This window comes from Mucilaginibacter conchicola (assembly GCF_003432115.1).
Taxonomy (GTDB): domain Bacteria; phylum Bacteroidota; class Bacteroidia; order Sphingobacteriales; family Sphingobacteriaceae; genus Mucilaginibacter; species Mucilaginibacter conchicola.
In genome coordinates this window covers 1,342,110-1,363,099 of sequence record NZ_QWDC01000002.1, presented here as the reverse complement: position 1 = coordinate 1,363,099, position 20,990 = coordinate 1,342,110, and the positions used below count along the sequence as shown (strand labels likewise).

The window sequence follows — 20,990 nt, the reverse complement described above, 5'->3', positions numbered from 1 at the left end:
CTGGTTATCAATAAGCTAGTTTAAACTTGTATGTTGCTGTTCCGGCCGCCCTGTCACTGTAAACAAGCTCCGCAGAGTCTGTCTGCATCTCACGCCCGAACTGAAGTATATATTCAAAATTATCTTTCGCCCCGTTGGCCACCGGCTGCACAAGCAAAGGGTAGCGCGGCCTTCCTTTCTCATTCAGGTAAAAGCAGCTGTCCATCCGGTACCAGAAATGATCCGCACCCAGGTCAGGATGGATCGTCCGGAAGGTTGCCGAAGGCACCAGCCTCAGCCGGTAGGCAACTATGGCGGTGTCTGCCGGGTCACTTTTCATCCGTGTCACCTGTACCCGCATATTCGCGTCCTGCTGCTCCCTGAAATCGTGGTCAGAACGGCCACAGGCCGTCAGAGAAAATAACAGCATCGTCAATAATTTAATTTTTGACCTCTTCATACCTGAATCTTAAAGTTCTGATCACCCCGTTCGGCAGGGTGATCTCCATGATATAATATTTCCCGTCGCGGAAACGGCCGTTCTCCGCCAGATCGATGATCACATAGTTGTAACCGTTCTTCAGCTGATGTTCCCCCATTCCCTTTATATTTCCGGAAGGATCATCAGCCGGATGTACACGGAACTTCATCGGCTGTTCACCGTAGGGGTTACCGATCCCGAAGCGCAAAACCCCTCTCGCCACATACAGATTACCCCGCGCCAAATCCTCTACATCGCGGTAGCTCTCCCCTGAATCAGGTGCTTTCTTCACGGAATCACGGCAGTTCATCACAAAAGACCACACCTCTGAACGCGACAGGATGGTCTGCTCTTTATAAGCCGTTACCTGCCAGGCGTATTTTTTCCCCGTAACGAGTTCCGGCGCAATGGCAGGGTAAGGCAGGACCGGTGCGAACAGGTCCCGCTGGTTCAGTACCGGCAGGTTATAGTTCAGCGCCTCGGTCGGGCTCTGCCCTTTTTTGACCTCGCTCAGCACTAGCTGGTAACTTGCACCCGGTACGGCAGGCAGCAGTGGCTGCCAGGTCATCACGGGTCTTTTATCACAAATCGTATCCCTGTTATAGGGCTCTATCAGGTTCATATCCGCAAAGGGTTCAAGCGTGTAGGCAAAGCACTGGTCCTCTGCGGGCATATCGCTGTTCACTGAACGGATATTATAACAATAATCGTAATCGCCCTGCGGCAGCATGCGGGTACGGGCGATCATGTTGCCGGTCTTATCCGCTGAGAACTCCACCGAAGCACCCGTGACCGCTGCCTCAGGTATCGTATTGTTTCCGGGAGCAGCCGTAAATTCCGGTGTCCGGATACGGATCACTGTACCCGCGACCCGTTCGGAAACGATGATCGTCGCCCTCACCCGCACCGGACCGTTCGGATTGATCAGCTGGAAACCGAGCAGGCCCTGTACGTTCCGCCCATTCAGTTCCGGAATAAAATTGACCGTTACCTGAGCGGATACAGACAGACAAAAACACAGCGACAAAAAAGTAAAGAATGCTCTCATCATCAGTAATTGATACGGTATTGTAAACTTAGTTCGGCACGACATGCAGCGTACAGATCAGGATACAGCGGCCTGATCAGGTTCTTTCGCGCGTCAACAAATGCTGAGATATTAAATCGCTCATTCGCCCTGTAGGTCAGGTTCTGCCGGATCCCCGCCTGCCTTGCCGTATTTGAATTACTGAGATAGGTCAGCCCGGACGAAAGCCCCAGCCGCTTGCTCAGTTTGTATTGTAAAGATGCATCTGCATTCAGCATATCCCCGATCAGGCTGGCCGTCGCCAGTTCCTTATTATAAAACACGTTTGCCGTCAGCACATTCTGGTCGAGCACAACGCTCTGCATATAATTCATCATAAACATTTTTGTGCCCGGTGTAACCGCTGCCCCGCCGCTGTTCAGGCTTTGTCCTGAAAGTAACAGACGGCTCACGGACAGGTATTTGCCTATTTTATAATTGGCATTTGCGCCAAACTGTAACTTATTAAAGCCGTACACGCGGTCCGACACGCCGTCGATCCGCTTGTCTGTGTTGTTCATGGTATATTTTGCGGTAAAGTTCAGTTTGCGGCTCATCTGGTAACGGCCGTCGAACTGGAACTGCCTGGTCTTCCACCTGTCATCAGAGGTAAAACTGATAGGCTGGTTATTGAAATCGGAACGCAGGGTCACCTGCAGCTTTCTGTCCATAAAAGCTTTCCGGAAATTGCCGCCGAATTTCGTCCTCGCACCACCCGGCCCGCTGGTACCCGGATTCTGGTAGCCCGTACCTGAATAACTCACATAGACATCCTCGGAAAGCCCCTGCCCGGGCAGATCGAGATGATGGGCCGCCCCGAAAGACATGGCGCTGAAAAGGTCTGCAGCGGCATCATAGTTCATGCCGGCCTTCCGGTCCAGCAAAAGATCGGTACCGATCTGATACTTATTACTGAAAAGCGTCGTCGAGCGGGAGACATCGAGATCCAGGTCGCCGGCCTTTCCCATTTTCATCATTTTAGAAACCGTCATCGCGACGTTATTGCCGGAGATCGACGGAAGCGCGTAGTTCCGGCTTTCTAACCCTCCACCGACAGAACCGATCACCGTAAATTTCAGACCACCTGAAACCGGGTTCCTGATCTCTGTTCCCAGATAGGTTATCCTCCTTTGCTGATTGAATACCGATGCATTGAAACCGGCATCTTTGGCAGAATTCAGATCCGTGACGGTACCGTAACCGGCGGTCAGCGGATACCTCCCGGTATTCAGGGTCACATGTCCGCCCTGCATCAGCACATCCTGGCTTTTGACGAGAGAAGAGGGCTGGTTACTGAAAGAACCCAGTTTAAGAGCGGAAAATTTAGAGAGCAGACCCTGCGCCATACCCGAAGGCCCTCTTGTATAAAGCGAACGTGCGTATTCGGTCATCCCCTGCCCGTCCCCCTCCTTCTCCAGCAGGGCCTGTACCGTCAGCAAACGATCGACATCGATCCCTTTTGCACTGAGTTCCTGCTTCAGCCCTGCTATAGAGGCTGCTATACTGTCCGCCTGTGTCCCGAGCTGCAAACGTTCGGCATAAGAAAGCGCCACGCGCGCTGCAGGCCCGGCGGAAGAACGGTCAAGCGGCAGGTAGTTCATTCCCGCAAGACCGGCGATCTGCTTTTCCGTGCCGGCACGTTCCTGAGAAAGGATCCTCTGCGGATCGATGACATTATCCTGTTTTGCAGCGATCATCAGCGCTTTTGCCGCATCCTTTACCGCGCTCTCCCTGCCTGCCTGCCTGCTGCGGCTGACCGCCGAAAGGAAAGCGTCGAGATCAAAGGCAGACTGCCCCGTCAATGCGTTATAATGGTATTCCGGTAACTGCTCTTTATCTTCCGGATATTGCAGGCCGCGGATCTTTTCCGCGATCTGTTCCTCATTCATCAGACGAAGCGCCGAGCGGTTATCCGGAGAGGTAAGGTATGCTGTCAGTTTTGTATTATTGCCGATAGCGGAAAGTTCGCTTTGCTTTGCATTCAGCAGCTGAAGCCCCGGTAGCGCGGCGGCCGGAAGCAGGCGTGAAGGTGCACCGGTAACTGCTTTTCCCTGCCGCGTAGCTTCATCCATGATCTTATTTCGGATCTGTTCCTTTGAAGATGAGAGCAGCTCCGCCATTTTGCCCGGCTTATCCAGATAAGCAGCGATCAGCGCATTCGGCTTCTTCCCGTTCATCATTTCTTTCCCGCGGGTCAGCTCCGCGCCGAGCCTGCTTCTGGCATAATCGGTCATGTTCATGCCGGCAAGCGATGAAGCACCGATCTTCCGGTACTCATCGATCTCGCTCGTCAGCATGCTTTTCATGGCATCAGGATCAAGATCAAATTTGAAAAGAGCGTTCCCGTTCATCTGACCGGTGGCCCCGATACGGGGCTGAGTGGAAAGGTCGATATTCAAAGGCACGCCAAAGACGGCTGCCGTACCGCGTACACTGACCACGTTGATGAATTTATCGCCGCTGCTGAGGCCGGTCAGCGCGGACACCGGATTATAACGGACGGCATCCTCCAGCGCAAGGTCAAACATGACCGGCTGCCTTTTCAAGATATCCGCTTTTTTCCGGATGCCGCCGATGGCGGAAGCCGCACTTCCGCTGAGGCGTTTCGAAGTCGCGTTCAGACGGGAAACAACGGCATTACCCGGCAGTTTCGCTGCCATTTCCTTTTTAAGATCACCCGCCGAAGGAACAGCCGCAGCTGCCGGCAGGTTTTTGAGGCCTTTTAAAGGATTCGTAAGGACAGGAGCTTTCAGGGCTGCTTTCAGCGATCCCCGCAGGCTGTCAGCCGCATTTTTTATCAGGACAGTGGGCAGCCGTTTTTTCGACGTATCGGTTTTTAAAAATGAAACGGATATTCCCGGCAGGGACATCAGCTGGTGAAGATATTGTCTGGTAAGCGCGGAGTCAGCGCTTGCCGGTATTTGCTGTGCCCTGCCCCGCAATGGTTGCAGCAGGCATACAGCTGCGCTCAATAAGCAAAAAAAAGCTATCTTCATGCAGGGCGGTCGTGTAAGGTTTAGTAAAAATCCAGGCCCGTGCAAGACAAGTGCCTGAATAACTGACGTAAAATAATGTAAAAGAGCTGTTACATGCAAATGATTTTCGCAAAAAATAAAATAAATATTTTTTTATAACGTTCTTAGAAACTTTTGTAACAAAATAGCGTACAAAGTCCTATTTTTATTTTTTCAGGCAATGCAATTAATTGCTTTTTGAAAAATTATCATCAAACCTTATCAGTCCGGTACCTTGTTCAGAAGCCTCCGTTATATTGTCCCGCTCATTATCCTCAGCTGCGTCCTGTTGTCAGGCATCCGCGCTGCCGCCCAGGTAACCAGCAATGCAGGTAATGAGTTCTGGACCGCCTTTCCTACGCACGTGCCGGATGTAAACCCTGACGGGTCCGCAGCGCTTGCCAAATTCAGTATTTTTATCACCAGTAACCAGGCATCCTCCGGAACGGTAACCGCAGGTTCTTTTACGCAGCATTTCACCGTTGCTGCGAACGGCGTCACGGAAATTCTGGTACCCAGGCCCGGCATTTATATAGAAGACGCCGAAGGTAACCGGGTACTGCCGGGTAGGGGTATCCATATCACCACTGACGCCGGACAGCCCGCCATTGTGGTTTATACACATATTTATGCCGCGCAGCGCTCTGCAGCCGCATTACTGCTACCCGTAAACGCACTGGGCCAGAAATATTACAGCATGAACTATGCACAGCACCGGCTCGGTAAAAATTTCATGCTGCTGGTGGCAACGGAACCCGATACCCGCATACGCATTATCACGCCGTTCGGCGATTACATACCGGGAGGTATTTTACTGGCGAATCCCGGTGATGTGTATGAACTACTCAATGACGTTACGCTTACGGGATGGATCGCCGTGGTGGACGACCAGACCTCGGCCTGTAAGCATTTCGCGATGTTTTCAGGAAGCAGCGGACTGGCCGCAGGTGTGGACTGTGATTTCACCGGTACCGTTGACCCGTTGTTCCAGCAGACGCTTCCACCCGAAAGCTGGGGATACACCTACGGCTTCGTACCCTTCAGCACCGCCAGCCCTAATTTTGCCAACCCTGTCAGGACCGCAGGACAGCGCGTCACGGTAATCGCCAAGGAAGACAACACGGTGCTGCGTATCGGTGGTACGATCATCACCACCCTGAATGCGGGCGGTGTATATACCACCTACCGCCCGCTGAAAGAGGCCGCCCTCATACAGGCCAGCAAGCCCGTTGAAGTGGCCCAGTTCGCCTTCTCGCAGGATTGCAGTATGGACCCCCGTATGGCAGATGAAGACAGAAGTTACAGCGATCCGGACATGGTGATCCTCAATCCGGCAGAGTATCGTATAAAGGATATCACGCTCTTTTCCTCCAATAAGGAACACATTCAGGAGCAGTATATCAATGTGTTCATGAAAAGTGCGGCAACCGCGTCCTTCCGCATCAACGGACAGTTACCGGCCCAACCTTTTAAACCCGTTGGAGGGGCGCCTGAATACGCTTATCTCCAGCTACTTGTAGACAGCACGCAACGCACTTTTCATCTGCAGGCCGATGACGGCTTCAATGCTGTCGCTTACGGTTTTGGTAAGTGGGAATCCTACGCCTACGCAGCAGGAACCAACCTCGGCAGCAGTCAGTCGCTCATGGCCGTTCGGACCACAACAGGTGAGACGATCGATTCGGCCTGCGTTGATGACCAGTATAAGTTCCGGCTTTCGCTGCCTTTCCCTGCTTCTTCCATTACGTGGCAGGCCGATCCCTCTGAGACGGCGGAGACCATCAATACCCCTGTCCCGGTGATGACCGACCTGAATGGTGTACCCGTCTATAATTATGACCTTCAGAAAACGCCCGCATTAGGCAACGCCGGCACCCATCACCTGAAAGCCATTGCCGCCTACCCGACAACGATGGGTGGATGCAGCAACGGCAGCCAGACCATAGAGGCTGATTTTAAAGTACTTGCTTTACCCGTTCCCGATTTCAGCTATGCTCCCGATGCCTGTACGAGCGGTACAAATTTCACCGACCGTACTCCTGCGACGGACCGCATCAGTTCATGGATCTGGGATTTCGGCGACCCTGCAAGCGGGGCGGGCAATTCTTCTGCGGTACGGAATCCTGTTCATCAGTTCAGCAGCGCAGGAACCTTTCAGGTGCGGCTGACAACTACGAGTGCTGCGGGATGTACGGCCACAAAGACCCGCACTGTGCAGATTACCAAAGCCGTTTATCCCGGTTTTGAGGCTCCTGCTGTTGCCTGCCCCGGCAAAGAAACAGTTTTGAGCGATACCAGCCGCTCCACAACATTTATTATAAAATCAAGGGTCTGGATCTTCGGGGACGGGACCAGATCACTGCCACTTGAAGAAACCTCGGTATCACACCGGTATAACGGGCCCGGCAGTTACACGGTACGGATGGTGCTGATCAATACTGCGGGCTGTACATCGGATACGGTCAGCAGAAATATCAGGGTCACGGCACCCGCCATCGCCGGTTTTGAAGCTTCGCTGACCTGCACGGAGGATCCTTTTACCGTCTTTACGGATAAAAGTACCGGCGAAGGACTGCGTTACCGCTGGGACTTCGGCGACGGGCAGAGCCTGCCGCAGAATAACTACTCCGGCGAAGCATCGCCAAAGCATCACTACAGCCGCAGCGGCAACTATACCGTAAAACTTATCGTGACCGGCGAAGCAGGGTGCAGCGATACGGTATCGCATATGGTCACGGTCAGCAGCAGCCGGATCAGGGCATCATTCAGCCCGCTGCAAGAAAACGGGATCTGTGAGGGGCAGCCCCTGCAGGTGCGCGACCTGTCAGCCGTTCAGGATTTTGGTTCTGTCAGACGCCTGGTATGGGTAAAAGATGCACTGAACAAGCCTGCAGAAAGAGAAGTTATTGACCAGCCCGCTGAAGGGCGGATCTATCAGTTCAGCTACCCCGTCTCAGGAACAACACAACAATACCGGCTCAGGCTGATCGCCTACGCCGGCGGGATCTGTGCGGATTCCACTGAACAAACTATAACTGTATATGCAAAACCGCATGCAACATTTGCGCAGTTGCAGCCTGTATGCATTGATGCTGCTCCTTTTTCTTTAGCCGGAGGGGCAGAGAACAGCGGAGAACCCGGTACGGGCATTTATAAGGGCATAGGGGTAAGCACGGCCGGTCTGTTCGATGCTGCCACAGCAGGGACAGGGGTACACGAACTGTTTTATATCTTTACCAATATGGCTGGCTGCGCGGACACGGCAAGGCAGACCATTCTGGTACGCAGCGCACCAAAGGCTCCGGGAACGACCTCTTATTCCATCAGCGCCGGACAAAGCGTACGCCTGAACCCCGGCGGCACTGAACCGGGAATAACATATAGCTGGACGCCGCTTGAGGGGCTCAGTTCAGGCAATGTCGCAAACCCGGTGGCATCGCCCGGAAAAACCACTGTATACAATTATCATATCACTGACGGATATTGCGATACCTACGGCAGCATTACCGTAAATGTCAGGCTGCTTATAGAGATCAATAACAGTTTTTCTCCCAACGGGGACGGCATTAACGACCTGCTGAACATTAAACATATGGAAGACTACCCCGGCGCCGATCTCCGGATCTGTACACGCTGGGGCACTGAGGTTTTTCATCTCAGGGCTAACAGCGGGGCCTGGGATGGTACCTGGAAAGGTAAACTTCTGCCGACAGGTGTCTATTATTATGTGATCACTGTTCCGGGTTATCCGAACCAGTCAGGCAATATTACGCTTCTCCGTTAAGCCGTTACGGCAAATGAACCTCTTACACCAAACCGGAGATCCGGACCTTATTCCTTTTATTAAAAAAAAGAAAGAACAAACTCATCCTTCAGTCCGTGCATCTTCGGGCGTGTCCGCCTGTCAATATCTAATCCTCTGATTTATAACAGGCTTCAAAAAAAACACCGGACTTCAACATCATCATGAAGTTTCAGCGGATAGGTAAAGAATGCACTTTTGTTTCTGAAAACGACGGGGAAATAGGTCCCCGTTCGTCAAGGAAATAACTATGAACTCTATACTGAACGGCATCAGCTGGACCCTTTATTTCACAACCTGCTTTATAGCTGCGCTGGCAGGTTACGCATTCATCGCATGGAAATATTACCGTACGGAGATCCGCGACATCCTCAACCGTCTGTCCGGCAAAACCGATCGTGCCGGGGAACTACCTGCCGCACTGCAATACCAGCCGGAGGAACAGTTACCGACCGAAAAATCCGGAACCACAGATAACACGCAGGAAGCAATTGCTGAAGAAGAATTTAAAGGGCCTGTCCGCAGCCTCGCCGTACGTTTACATGCATGTATCGATGAGGCTTCCGATGAAGCTTTTGCTCCCGCCATGCTTATACCCAAGCTAAAAAAACTCCTGAACGACTATCCCGACGTCGCTTTTACGCCCGAACGGGAAAAGATCAATGCGCTCATCGCCGGCGAATGCGAAAGAACCGGCACGGCACTGCTGAGTGAAAGTGAAGTGGATACGTGGTGGAGCGCATAGCACCCGTGCCTTCCCCGGCCCCGCGACCTGCGGGGCCATCGAGGGGAATTTGACAACAACAGAATAAGCTGCACCGGCCCCGTGCTGTAGAGCCATCAACCGAAAGGATGGGTTACGGACGCAGCCAGATTTCCCGCCCCTCCCGATAGCCTCGGGAGCGGGTAAGGGGAACCTTGTCCAAAAATCAACAAAACGGCGAAGCCCTCCTGAGGGCCAATGAAAATAAATATTAACCCGAAAAAACGATAGTGAAGATGAAAACGTGCAAAAGAAAATCGTGGGGCAAAGCCCAAAAAACCGCTGCCCTCAGCATAGTATTAACCGCCGCTTACCTGCTGGCCAAAGCCCAGGATGGCAACGCCGGCATCCAGCAGGCCAACACCCAGGTACGCAGTTATTTTGAAAGCGGCACCAACCTCATGTATGCCATCGGTGCCATACTCGGTCTGATCGGCGCCGTCAAGGTGTATTCCAAATGGAATGCCGGAGACCAGGACACTTCCAAAGTAGCCGCCGCCTGGTTCGGCTCCTGCATTTTCCTCGTGGTCGTGGCCACCATCATCAAATCATTCTTCGGCCTTTAAGATCAATGCTTATGAAAACTTTACTCGCCGGCAAGCTACACAGCTATATGGTGCAGCACCATACCGACCTGCTCATCGCCCTGCAGGAAGACCACCGCCTCAGCCATTACCTCAGCAGCAAAGTAGACTCCATCAGCGGATTGATCGGGGACCTGCAAAAGGAGAACCGCCCGAACTATGTGATCGAAGCCCTTTGCCTCGAAGAACTCACCCGCGACCTCCGGCCATCCCGCTTTAGCTGGATGCGCGAACTCCTGGAAGCCGAGTTCCCGGAAACCCATCAGCAGATGAATCGCAGCGGCATCCTCACCTATGAGCTCATTAATCTCAGCGGTGCCTGTGAACCCATTTTTGAGGTCTTTGGTTTTGGCGAAGAACACGAAGACCTGCCCGCCCTGCGCCACGCCGTCACCGGCATGATCGCCGAATATCTCGAAAACCAAACCCAGGAAAAATAAAAAATTATGCCCTTTAACCCGCTCAGGCAATTACGCGACAATATCGAAGCCATCCGCATCGCGCTGGCTTACCGGCCCGGTGATGAAATTCTACCGGAGGCCATCACGGCACTGCGCAAATATGCCGGCTTCGGCGGGTTAAAGGCCGTTATGTTCCCGGCCGGTGAAAAAAGCGAATGGGAAAAACGTAATGCTTCCAAAGCCGACCTGCAGCTTTACCCATCCATGATGGAACTGCACGGGCTGTTAAAGGAACAACTGGAAGAACCGGATTACCGCAAGTCCGTACAATCCATGCGCGACAGCGTACTGACCGCCTTTTATACCCCGGCAGTTGTACCGCAGACCTTATTCGCAACGCTGAAGGAACAAGGCATTAGTCCGAAAAAACTATATGAACCCAGCTGCGGGGCCGGTATATTCGCCGAAGAAGCGATCAAAGCCTTTCCCGGCCTGCAGCAGGTCAATGCCGTAGAAAAAGATATCCTGACCGGCAAAGTTTTGACCGCCCTCGCCTCGACCTTCGCCGTCAGCACCGAAGTACAGATCAAAGGCCTGGAGGAAACCTCCGGCAAGGAAAACGGGCAGTATGACCTGATCGCCAGCAATATCCCATTCGGTGCCTTTAAAGTATTCGATCCCGATCACCGTGATCCCGCCATCGCCGGCAGCATCCACAATTATTTTTTCGCCAAGGGCCTCGACAAACTGGCCGATGGCGGCCTGATGGCTTTACTGACCACCGACACCTTTCTCAATACGCCATCGAACCGGGAAGCGCGCAGCTACCTGTTCGAACGTGCCGACCTGATCAGCGTGACAGCGATGCCGGATAACCTGATGAAAGACAATGCCAACACGGAAGCACCCAGCCACCTCATCATCGTGCAGAAAAATATCCATAAGCAGTGGATGAGTGAATACGAGCAGCTCGCCCTGGATACCCGCAGCCAAAGCAACGAATACGGCAGTTACCCGCTCAACCTGTACCTGGTTGGCGACGCGAGCCTCATTGCCGCTGATACCGTCCGTCCCGGCCAAAACCAGTACGGCAAGGCCCGGCAGGAGATCTGGCAAACCGGCGTGATGGAGCAGATCGCCGCAAAACTGGGTGAAAACATCCTCAACGGACTGAAAGAGAATTTTAATGCGGTGGCTTTCCGGCAGGCGCAGGATGGTCTGAATGATCAACCGGAATTCATACCGGAACAAAAGCCCACACTGACCTATAGCGATATGCCGGAAAAGAAAGCTGAAACTACCAGCGTGCAGCTCGGACTTTTCGATACCGCCCCCTCGGAAAACGCCAATCGCGCCATAGACTACCTGAAGCAACCCGACCTGGGTACCGTGATCGCTTCCACCGCCCGAACATTGGGAACCATCAGTACGGCCGACCGTCCGGGTCATGAATTGCTGGTGCTGATCACCGCCAAACAACGGGACAGTAAACAATACCTGTATAAATTCTTCGCCAACTTCCGGGAACATATGCTGCCGGAGAACTGGATGAACGGCAGCCGCTTCGCAGAGGAATTGCAGAAAGTGGCCCCGGCCCTGCAGCAATATAACCATGATTTCAGTTTCCACGGCGACCAGAGCCTGAAGGAACATTTCCGGTTCGGCAAAAATGCCGAACAGTATTTTTACGCATTCGAAAATTTCCATGAAACCGGCAGCCTGGTCATGCTGGAGGGTAAAGTCGGAACCATCAGCCGGATCAATGAAAGCCGCACCCAGGCTTTGTTTAACCCGCTGCCATCCCAGTCGGATGCCGCTTTTTACAGCCTTTACGTTCCCCTTCGTGATCATTACCTGCAATTATCTGCCGTTGAAACGGCAACCGCCATGGCACATCCGCAACTGAGAGATGCATTAAATAAAGCCTATGAAAACTTTACGCAGCGTTACGGCGAACTGAACCGGCCGGTCAACCGCCGGCTCATCTTAGCGGATGAACTTTTTGGTTTTAAAACGCTGGCCTCGGTAGAGCGAAAGGATGATGTGCACTATCTGAAGGCAGATATTCTGGAGCACCCGGTCTTCCAGGCGCAGGAACCCTATACGACAGATGATCCCGTAGCTGCTTTGGCGCGCTGCCTGAACGAAAAAGGCCGGGTGGATACCGGCTTTATCGCGCACGCTACAGGGCTTACAACCGAAGAAGTGATCATCAGCCTGCGCAGCCATATCTGCCTGAACCCTGCCAGCCGGGAATGGGAAACCGTCGACCAGTATCTCTCCGGCAATGTAGTGCAGAAAATGGAACTGGCTGTAATCGCCATAGCGGAAAATCCCGCTGATGCCCATCTGGCGCATAGCCTGCAGGAGATCACCCGCGTACAGCCCGAGCCGATCCCTTTTGAACTGCTGGATTTTAACCTGGGCGAACGCTGGTTTCCCATGCGCTATTACGAGCGCTTTGCCAGCAGCTTCTTTGAACTGCCGGTAGACATCCATTACATGCAGGCCTCCGACAGCTTCAAGGTCAGCACCCAGGGTACCAATGTAAAGATCAGCCAGGAATTTGCCATCACGCCGAAAGAAAGCAACCGCAAGACCTATGGCTACACCCTGCTGGAACATGCCCTGGAAAACACCTCGCCGTATTTCAGCTACGAGGTCAGCCTCGGCGAAGGCAAGACCAAACGCTATCCCGATAACGAGGCCATTCAGCTGGCAAATGAAAAGATCGAGCAGATCCGCACCGGCTTTGTCAACTGGCTGGGCGAACTGCCTGCGGATGAAAAACAGGCTATCCGGAAACTATACAATGACACCTTCAACTGCTACGTGCTGCGGGAATACAAAGGCGACCACCAAACCTTTCCCGGCCTGAACAAAAAAGCCTTAGGCATCGAGGATTTGTATAGTTCGCAGAAGAACGCTGCCTGGCGCATCGTGCAGAACCGCGGCGCGCTGATCGATCATGAGGTTGGCCTCGGCAAAACCCTGACCATGATCGTCGCTGCGCAGGAAATGAAACGCCTAGGTATCGTGCATAAACCCATGATCCTGGCACTGAAAGCAAATGTCAAGCAGATCGCGGACACCTATAAGAAAGCCTATCCGGCCGCGAGGGTACTGGCACCCGGCGAAAACGATTTCACGCCCGACAAACGCCTGCGCCTGTTTCATGAGATCAAGAACAATAACTGGGACTGTATCATCCTGACGCATGATCAGTTCGGCAAGATCCCGCAATCACCGGAGATCCAGCAACAGATTTTTAGCAGCGAACTGGACAATGTGGAGGCCGACCTGGCCACGCTGGAACTGGAAGGCGGCAAGATATCGCGCCGTATGCTCAAAGGGCTGGAGATCCGGAAGAAAAACCTGGAGGCCAAACTCAAAGGTTTGGAAGCCGATATCGCCGGTAAAAAGGATAAGGGCATCGACTTTAAGGAAATGAACGTCGACCATCTTTTCGTCGATGAATCCCATAAGTTCAAGAACCTGACCTTTACCACCCGCCACGACCGGGTGGCCGGACTGGGCAATATGGAAGGCAGCCAAAAGGCGCTCAATATGCTTTTTGCCGTTCGCACCCTGCAGGAAAGATTTGACAGTGACCTGTGCGTTACCTTTTTAAGCGGCACGCCCATTTCCAATTCGCTTACGGAGATGTACCTGATCTTCAAATATTTGCGCCCGAAGGAAATGGAGCGGCAGTCCATCCAGAACTTTGACGGCTGGGCGGCGGTATTTGCCAAAAAGACCACCGACTTCGAGTTCTCGGTCACCAATGAGATCATTGCCAAAGAGCGCTTCCGACATTTTATCAAGGTACCTGAGCTGGCCCTGTTCTACAACGAGATCACGGATTACAAGACCGCGCAGCACATCGCCCTGGATAAGCCTGCGCTGGATGAGCAACTGGTCAACATCAAACCCACGCCGGAACAGGAGGATTTCATCAGGCGTTTGATGCAATTCGCCAAGAACGGTGATGCCACCCTTATCGGCCGGGCACCTTTATCCGAGGAAGAAGATAAGGGCCGGATGCTGATTGCTACCAATTACGCCAAAAAGATGGCGGCGGATATGCGCCTCATCAACGCCAGACTGTATGAGGACCACCCTGATTACAAGGTCAATGTTTGCGCCCGGAAATTAGCGGAACTTTACCGCGACAGTACGGCGCAGCGTGGGACACAGATCGTGTTCTGCGATATCGGCACACCGAAGCCGGATGCTTTCAACTTGTATGACGCGCTGAAAAACAAACTGGTCAGGGATATGGCGATCCCGCCCCAGCACATCACTTTTATCCACCAGTGGACGGATAAGCAAAAGCCTGATCTGTTTAAAAAGATGAACCGCGGGGAGATCCGCATCCTCATCGGCAGCACGGAGAAAGCCGGTACCGGCCTGAACGTGCAGGAACGGATGGTGGCCATGCACCACCTCGATATTCCCTGGAAACCCAGCGAACTGGAACAGCGAAACGGGCGCGGTGCCCGCCAGGGGAATAAGCTGGCCAAATCGCATTATGATAATAAGGTAGTCAACTTCATTTACGCCGTGGAGCAGTCGCTGGACAACTACAAATTCAACCTGCTGAAGAACAAACAAACCTTTATCAGCCAGATGAAGAACTGCGAACTGAATGTCAGGACCATCGACGAAGGCAGCATCGATGAAAAAAGCGGCATGAACTTTTCGGAGTATATCGCCATCCTCTCCGGTGATACCTCCCTGCTGGATAAGACCAAACTGGAGAAAAAGATCGCCGTGACCGAAAGCCTCCGGACCGCGCACTTCCGGGAGATCGCCCGTGCGCGGTATACGCTGGAAAACCTGGAAAAGGAAACGGTTAGCACGACGGCAATCTTAAAAGCGCTTACCGCCGACCACGAAGCCTATCATCAGGTACTCAAACTGGAGAAAGATGGCAGCAAAGCCAATCCCATACAACTGAAAGAACTGGCCAGCGCGGATGCCAAAACCATCGGCAATTACCTGATCCGCCAGTACCAGGCCTGGAAGCCGGCAGATGGCGAAGCGACCACTAAAGAACTGGGCGAACTATACGGCTTCAGGTTATATATCCGCCATGACCGTGAACAACAGCTACTGGAAGGTAAACTCTTTCACAGCGAGTACAATACCTTGTTTGCCGAAAGACCGGGAAGTATCATCCATTATACTGCAAGTTCCGGTGTACCCAACGTTGACAACCCCAAACTGGCGGCCCGGTATTTTATCAATGCCATCGATAAGGTGGACGGCCTGCTGGAAAAATACACCAAAGAACAGGCGGAACAGCAGGCACAGTTACCCCAATTAAAGGCGCTGCTGGACAAACCTTTTGAAAAAGATAAGGAGCTGATCGCCATGAAAAGCGAACTGAATGTCCTGGAAAAAGAAATCGCCCGCAAGATCCGGGAGAAACAGGAAGCGCAGCAACAGGCCGAAGGTTTGGGTAGCACCATTCCTGCGGCACCTGCTCTCCAGGGACCGATCAACAAAAGCCTGGAAGAAGCCATCGTGGTTTCGCTGGCAGGAGAACAGGCTTACCGCCAATCTACGGAAAAGGAAACGGTCATGGCCGAAAACACCGGCTACCGACGGGCGAAAGGAGTGCGGATATGATCTGCCTGTTCACACACATCCGCTGCCCGCTGCACCGGTACACGTTTTCGGTCAGGCCGATCCGTGAATGGGTGGAAAACGTGTGCGAAAGCAAAGTGCTCAACCTCTTTGCCGGTCCCACCAAACTCGCGGTCGATGAGCTCCGCAATGACCTTAACCCGGAAATGCCCGCGGAACATCACCTGGATGCGCTGGAATTATTGCGCAGCTACTCCGGTGATCAATTTGATACCATCCTGCTGGATCCGCCCTACGCTTTCCGTAAAAGCATGGAACTCTACCAGGGAATGGTTTGCAGTCCTTTCCGGCAACTGAAGGATGAGCTCGTTCGCCACCTGAAGCCCGGCGGGCTGGTGATCACTTTCGGCTACCACTCGGTGGTCATGGGCAGGACAAGAGGTTTCAGGCTGGAGCAACTGGCGGTTTTCAGCCATGGCGGGGCTATCCATGATACCCTGGCCAGCGTGGAGCGCTTTGCACGACCCTGACCATTTCTTCCTCACCAACCAACCATTCCTGAACAATAACCCTAAGCAGCAGAAAATCAAAATACATGAACAGCAGCATCTACAGTATCAATAAAGGCATTAACAAAAGCATCGAGTTCCGGGGACTGCGGGCGCAGTATATCTGGTATTTCGCCGGGCTGGTGCTCGGCCTGATGATCGTTTTCGCAACCCTCTATATCCTGGGTGCAGGAACGCTCATCTGCCTGGCCGTCTGCGGTTCCGCCGCCGCGTTCGGCAGCATCAAAATCTTTGCGCTCAGCCGGAAGTACGGTGAACACGGCCTGATGAAGGCCATGGCCCGCAAGCGGGTTCCACGCGTACTCAAGTCCTATGGCCGGCGCTTTTTTCAGCAATTAAATTATAAGGAGAAAACACATGGCAAAGCTTAGAGAACCCGCCATTTTTCAAATGGAAAATACCCGTTTCTATGTCGACCTGGACAGGCAAACCCTGCGCCAGACCGATAAGCCGGATAATGAAATATCCTTTATTAACCAGATGCAGGATATGGGGGACCATTATATGCTGGCCTGGGATGACGCGACCAAGAACGCCGCCGCAAACCCGGAAAACGGAGAGCTGCTGACCATCCCGCCATTATCCGTGCTGGATCCTGAAGGCATGTCGGAAAAATATGGCATGTCTGTCTCCGAAATGGCAGGCAAATCCGATTTCGAGATCATCGTTGACCAGGACGCTATAGCTGCAAGGCGGAATGGGATTTTACCGCAGATCGATATGGCCGGGGAGAAATTCATCATCGACCTCCGCTTACAGGAGTTGCGCCATGCGGAATATTTCTTTCCGGTCATCAGCCTGAAGTCGCTGGACCTGACCGATGACGGCTGGCACTACGAGGCCTTTTACGAACCCATCATGAAACAGGTCGTGCAGCTGGACCCCAAACTGACGGAATTTCCCGATGGCGTGATCAAAATTAAAATACCCAATGAATTGGGGATGGATCCGGTCGGGGCAGCCAGAATCTACGGGATGGCCGAACGTGATCTCCTGCGCCGCCACCCCATCCAAAAGGAACTGAAAGCCGAGGTCATTCCGCTCAGCGAAACCCAGGTGCCGCGCCTGATACAGCAAAACCGCGAACAATTACAGCGTGAACACGAGCAGATCACCCGGAGAATGAAGCCCGTCAAACGACCCGGATTTTAAGTCCGCGCACATTCAAGAAAGTACTACGTGAAGAAGATTAGTGAAATGGAAAAACAATTGAAAGAAATATTGCCTATCCTGGGTATTGAGCAGGATGCCATCCTGTCCAAGCAGGGAGAATTTACGCTGGCTTTCCGCATCAGCCTGCCGGAAGTATTTACCCTGTCGGACGAGGATTACGAAAACCTGCACCAGGCCTGGGTCAAAGCCATCCGCGTGCTGCCCAAAAACAGCGTTTTGCATAAGCAGGACTGGTTTCTGAAAAAAAGAATTCAACCGGATAAAGCCGGTAGCCGTCCTTCATTTCTGGGCGAAGCCAGCGACCACTATTTTAACGGGCGCGAATACCTCGAGCATGACTGTCTTGTGTACCTGACGCGCAAACCAAAGGGAAGAAAACCGTCTAGTTCCCTGTTTTCCAACCTGGTCAGGCCCTGCCTTGTACCCAAGGATATGCTGGGCGCGCAGGCCATCCGTGAATTTCGCGACACCGCGGCCCAGTTCAAACGCCTCCTGGAAGATACCCGCCTCATCCGGGTTTCACCGTTAACGGCAGCCGACCTGCAAAGCCAGCTTAAAACCACCGGGTTGATCGAACGCTATTGCTTCCTCGCTGAACAGGAAGGGCAATCCCTATTTCAGGATATCACTTTGGGCGAAACATTGCGCATCGGAAGCCGGGAACTCGCCATCTATACGCTCGGCGATACCGAAAACCTGCCTGCCCATTGCGGTTCCCGCCTGACCTATGAAGCCTATTCCACCGATCAGACCAAATTTCCCGTCAGCTTTGCTGGCAGGCTTGGCCTTTTACTGAACACCAGCCACGTGTACAACCAGTATATATTTATCGGGGACGCGCAGGCGACCCTCAAACAACTGGAAAAGAAAAGGCTGCGCCTGCAATCCCTTTCGGCCTACTCAAGGGAAAACGCCATCGCGCTGGATGCCACCAATGATTTTCTGAACGAGGCCATCAGCCAGCAGCGTTTGCCGGTCAAGGCGCATTTTAATGTCATGGTCTGGTCGGATGACCGGGAAACATTACTTGCTAAAGGCAACCAGGTCTTATCGGCCTTAGCCGCCATGGATGCCGCCGCCAAACCGGAGACCGATGGTGCTGCGCAGATCTGGTGGTCGGGTATTCCCGGCAATGCCGCTGACTTCCCCGTCAACGATACCTTTGACACTTTCGCTGAACAAGCCGCCTGCTTTCTGAACCTGGAAAGCAATTACAAAAGCGCCAAACCCGGTGAGGGTATCCGCTTCTGCGACCGCCTATCCGGCCGTCCCGTCTATGCCGACCTGTTTGATGCGCCCCGACATGAAGGCATCACTTCCAATATGGGCACGCTGGTCTGCGGGACATCGGGAGGCGGTAAATCGATGACGGTGAACCATATCCTGCGCTCGCTCTATGACCAGGGTGCGCATTGCGTGACTGTCGATATCGGCGGCAGTTATTTAGGACTATGCGATACGGTTAAAGGCTATTATTTTACCTACACGGAAAACGACCCGATCCGTTTCAATCCTTTTTATCTGGGCAGGGGCGAAGTGCTGGACACCGAAAAAAAGGAAAGTTTGAAGGCGCTGCTGGTTTCCCTCTGGAAAGGCGAGAACGAAACCTTTAACCGCGCAGAGTATGTGGCGCTTTCCAACGCCTTACAAGGTTACTACGAACACTTGTCACAAAATGCCCCGGTTTTTCCCGGCTTCGATTCTTTCTACGAGTACCTTGAGCGCGATTACCGCGCAGTGTTACAAAGCCATCGCGTGAAGGATAGTGCGTTTGATATGGATAATTTCCTCTACGTATTGCGTCCCTATTACAAGGGCGGTGAATTTGATTACCTGTTGAATGCGCGGGAGAACCTCGATCTCCTGCAACAGCCTTTCATTGTATTTGAGCTGGACCAGATCAAGGATCACCCGATCCTTTTTCCGGTGGTGACGCTGATCATTATGGAACTGTTCATTTCCAAGATGCGCAAACTGGCCGGTGTCCGCAAGGTATTGACGATTGACGAAGCCTGGAAGGCCATCGCCAAATCCGGCATGGCCGAGTTCCTGCGCTATGCCTTCAAGACCATCCGTAAGTTCAACGGCATTCCCATCGTCATTACGCAGGAGCTGGAAGACCTGGTGTCATCGCCCATTATTAAAGACGCCATCATCAATAACGCCGACATCAAAATCCTGATGGATATGCGCAAATTCCAGGGCAAGTTCGACAAGCTGCAGGATACCCTCGGCTTATCTGATAAAGGCAAAACGATCCTGCTTTCGGTCAACAAAGATCACCGGGAGATCTTCATCGACATAGGCGGGCAGATCATGAAAGTCTATAAGAATGAACTCTGCCCAGAGGAATATTATGCCTTTACCACCGAAGGGAAAGAGCGTGTAAAAGTACAGGAATACGCCCGAGAGCACGGCAGCATCGAAGCCGGTATCGCCGCGCTGGTGAATGAAAAACCATCAAAAGAACAATAATATGGAAAAGCGATCAATGATCGGCCGTCTGCTGACGGCTTTTAAAACAATGCTGGCCTATGGTTGCCAGCACGCCGGGAGCCTGTCCATGATGGACAGCGCCTATACCCGTTGCAGCGGTAACATGCTCCCGGATAACCCGGCGACAGCCATCCTCCGTATCCGCCCCTGCGGGCAGTTGTATGAGATCACGCGCGGAAGCTATGAGAACGGGCAGTTCCGCGTGAGCGAAAAATGGCTGGCTACCTATGGCTGGCATTCCACCGGGCACCTAATCGCCATCGGGCGGACCCTGTATATCATTTTTGACCCTATCCGCAAACTGGTGCTCGTCGAACATTTTCCGGACGATGGACCTGTCACACTGGAAACCTACCATCAAATATAGGAGGTGATATGAAAAAAATCATCTTATCCGCTCTGATGTACATGGCCATTTTCTTTCGGCCTGTAAACGCCAAAGCCCAAATACCGGCGGTCAGCGCCTTTACCGGTCTGATCAAAAAGGTGATCGTGGCCATCGACCTGGGCGTGCAGCGCCTGCAGAACAAAACCATCGCCCTGCAAAATGCGCAGCAGCAGATCGAAAAAACACTTCACCTGAACAGCCTGAACGACATCTCCGGCTGGCTGGATAAGGAGCGAAACCTGTACGCGAACTATTACCAGGAACTGGCAAAGGTCAAAAAACTGCTGGCCGATTACCAGATGGTCAAAGATGTGGTGAACCGGCAAAAGCAATTGCTGGCGGAATACCGGCAGGCCAGCGCTTTATTTAACCGGGATGCGCATTTTTCTGCCGCCGAACTGCGCTACATGGGGACGATCTACGAAGGCATTTTGCAGGAAAGCCTGCGGAACCTGGAGGCCGTGACTACAGCTGTGACCTCGCGCAGTACGCAAATGGATGACGCGGACCGCTGGCTGCGGATCGATCAGGCTGCCAAAGCCATCCAGCTGAACCTGGACCACCTGCGCCAGTTTAACCGTCAGAACGTTTTGCTCAGCCTTTCCCGTGCCAGGGACGACAGCGACCGTTCGGCAGTCCAGCGCCTTTATGGTCTCCACGATTGATCATCAAAAAAAACGAT

General features: G+C 52.9%; 14 protein-coding genes. 11 read left to right on the top strand and 3 right to left on the bottom strand.

Annotation, left to right across the window (positions count from 1 at the left end):
• Positions 1 to 7 precede the first annotated feature (7 nt).
• The 3 genes from D0C36_RS15775 to D0C36_RS15765 all read right to left on the bottom strand — a co-directional run bounded on the left by D0C36_RS15775 (position 8) and on the right by D0C36_RS15765 (position 4,522).
• A complete protein-coding gene (locus D0C36_RS15775; protein WP_147322018.1) occupies positions 8 to 319 on the bottom strand; it encodes a hypothetical protein in 312 nt (103 codons plus the stop codon).
• Between the two features lie 100 nt (positions 320 to 419).
• Positions 420 to 1,511: a DUF928 domain-containing protein gene (locus D0C36_RS15770; protein WP_147322017.1), complete on the bottom strand. Its 1,092-nt coding sequence runs from the start codon at positions 1,509 to 1,511 to the stop codon at positions 420 to 422.
• Positions 1,511 to 4,522 carry a hypothetical protein gene (locus D0C36_RS15765; RefSeq protein WP_117392557.1) on the bottom strand — a complete coding sequence of 1,004 codons (3,012 nt, stop codon included), beginning with the start codon at positions 4,520 to 4,522 and terminating at the stop codon, positions 1,511 to 1,513. Before D0C36_RS15765 ends, D0C36_RS15770 begins: the two co-directional genes overlap by 1 nt.
• Before the next feature lie 253 nt (positions 4,523 to 4,775).
• Here D0C36_RS15765 and D0C36_RS15760 point away from each other — a divergent pair, with 253 nt between their 5' ends.
• The 11 genes from D0C36_RS15760 to D0C36_RS15710 all read left to right on the top strand — a co-directional run bounded on the left by D0C36_RS15760 (position 4,776) and on the right by D0C36_RS15710 (position 20,973).
• Positions 4,776 to 8,324 carry a PKD domain-containing protein gene (locus tag D0C36_RS15760; protein WP_158557126.1) on the top strand — a complete coding sequence of 1,183 codons (3,549 nt, stop codon included), beginning with the start codon at positions 4,776 to 4,778 and terminating at the stop codon, positions 8,322 to 8,324.
• Positions 8,325 to 8,592: 268 nt separating this feature from the next.
• Complete coding sequence (locus D0C36_RS15755; RefSeq protein WP_117392555.1) at positions 8,593 to 9,087, top strand: hypothetical protein; 495 nt, start codon at positions 8,593 to 8,595, stop codon at positions 9,085 to 9,087.
• Between the two features lie 254 nt (positions 9,088 to 9,341).
• Complete coding sequence (locus D0C36_RS15750) at positions 9,342 to 9,671, top strand: DUF4134 domain-containing protein (protein ID WP_117392554.1); 330 nt, start codon at positions 9,342 to 9,344, stop codon at positions 9,669 to 9,671.
• Between the two features lie 11 nt (positions 9,672 to 9,682).
• Positions 9,683 to 10,129, top strand: coding sequence for a hypothetical protein (locus D0C36_RS15745; RefSeq protein ID WP_147322016.1), 447 nt, complete (start codon positions 9,683 to 9,685; stop codon positions 10,127 to 10,129).
• A gap of 6 nt (positions 10,130 to 10,135) precedes the next feature.
• Positions 10,136 to 15,724 (top strand): helicase-related protein, encoded by a 5,589-nt coding sequence (locus D0C36_RS15740; protein WP_117392552.1) that lies wholly within the window; start codon positions 10,136 to 10,138, stop codon positions 15,722 to 15,724.
• Positions 15,721 to 16,212, top strand: coding sequence for a hypothetical protein (locus D0C36_RS15735; RefSeq protein WP_233524497.1), 492 nt, complete (start codon positions 15,721 to 15,723; stop codon positions 16,210 to 16,212). Before D0C36_RS15740 ends, D0C36_RS15735 begins: the two co-directional genes overlap by 4 nt.
• A 65-nt stretch (positions 16,213 to 16,277) precedes the next feature.
• On the top strand, positions 16,278 to 16,622 hold the full coding sequence (locus D0C36_RS15730) for a DUF4133 domain-containing protein (RefSeq protein ID WP_117392551.1): 345 nt from the start codon (positions 16,278 to 16,280) through the stop codon (positions 16,620 to 16,622).
• Positions 16,609 to 17,403 carry a hypothetical protein gene (locus D0C36_RS15725; RefSeq protein ID WP_147322015.1) on the top strand — a complete coding sequence of 265 codons (795 nt, stop codon included), beginning with the start codon at positions 16,609 to 16,611 and terminating at the stop codon, positions 17,401 to 17,403. The genes D0C36_RS15730 and D0C36_RS15725 overlap by 14 nt, the downstream gene beginning before the upstream one ends.
• A gap of 45 nt (positions 17,404 to 17,448) precedes the next feature.
• On the top strand, positions 17,449 to 19,899 hold the full coding sequence (locus D0C36_RS15720; protein WP_117392549.1) for a TraG family conjugative transposon ATPase: 2,451 nt from the start codon (positions 17,449 to 17,451) through the stop codon (positions 19,897 to 19,899).
• Position 19,900: 1 nt separating this feature from the next.
• A complete protein-coding gene (locus tag D0C36_RS15715; RefSeq protein WP_147322014.1) occupies positions 19,901 to 20,287 on the top strand; it encodes a hypothetical protein in 387 nt (128 codons plus the stop codon).
• Positions 20,288 to 20,295: 8 nt separating this feature from the next.
• Positions 20,296 to 20,973: a conjugal transfer protein TraI gene (locus D0C36_RS15710; RefSeq protein ID WP_117392547.1), complete on the top strand. Its 678-nt coding sequence runs from the start codon at positions 20,296 to 20,298 to the stop codon at positions 20,971 to 20,973.
• Positions 20,974 to 20,990 lie beyond the last annotated feature (17 nt).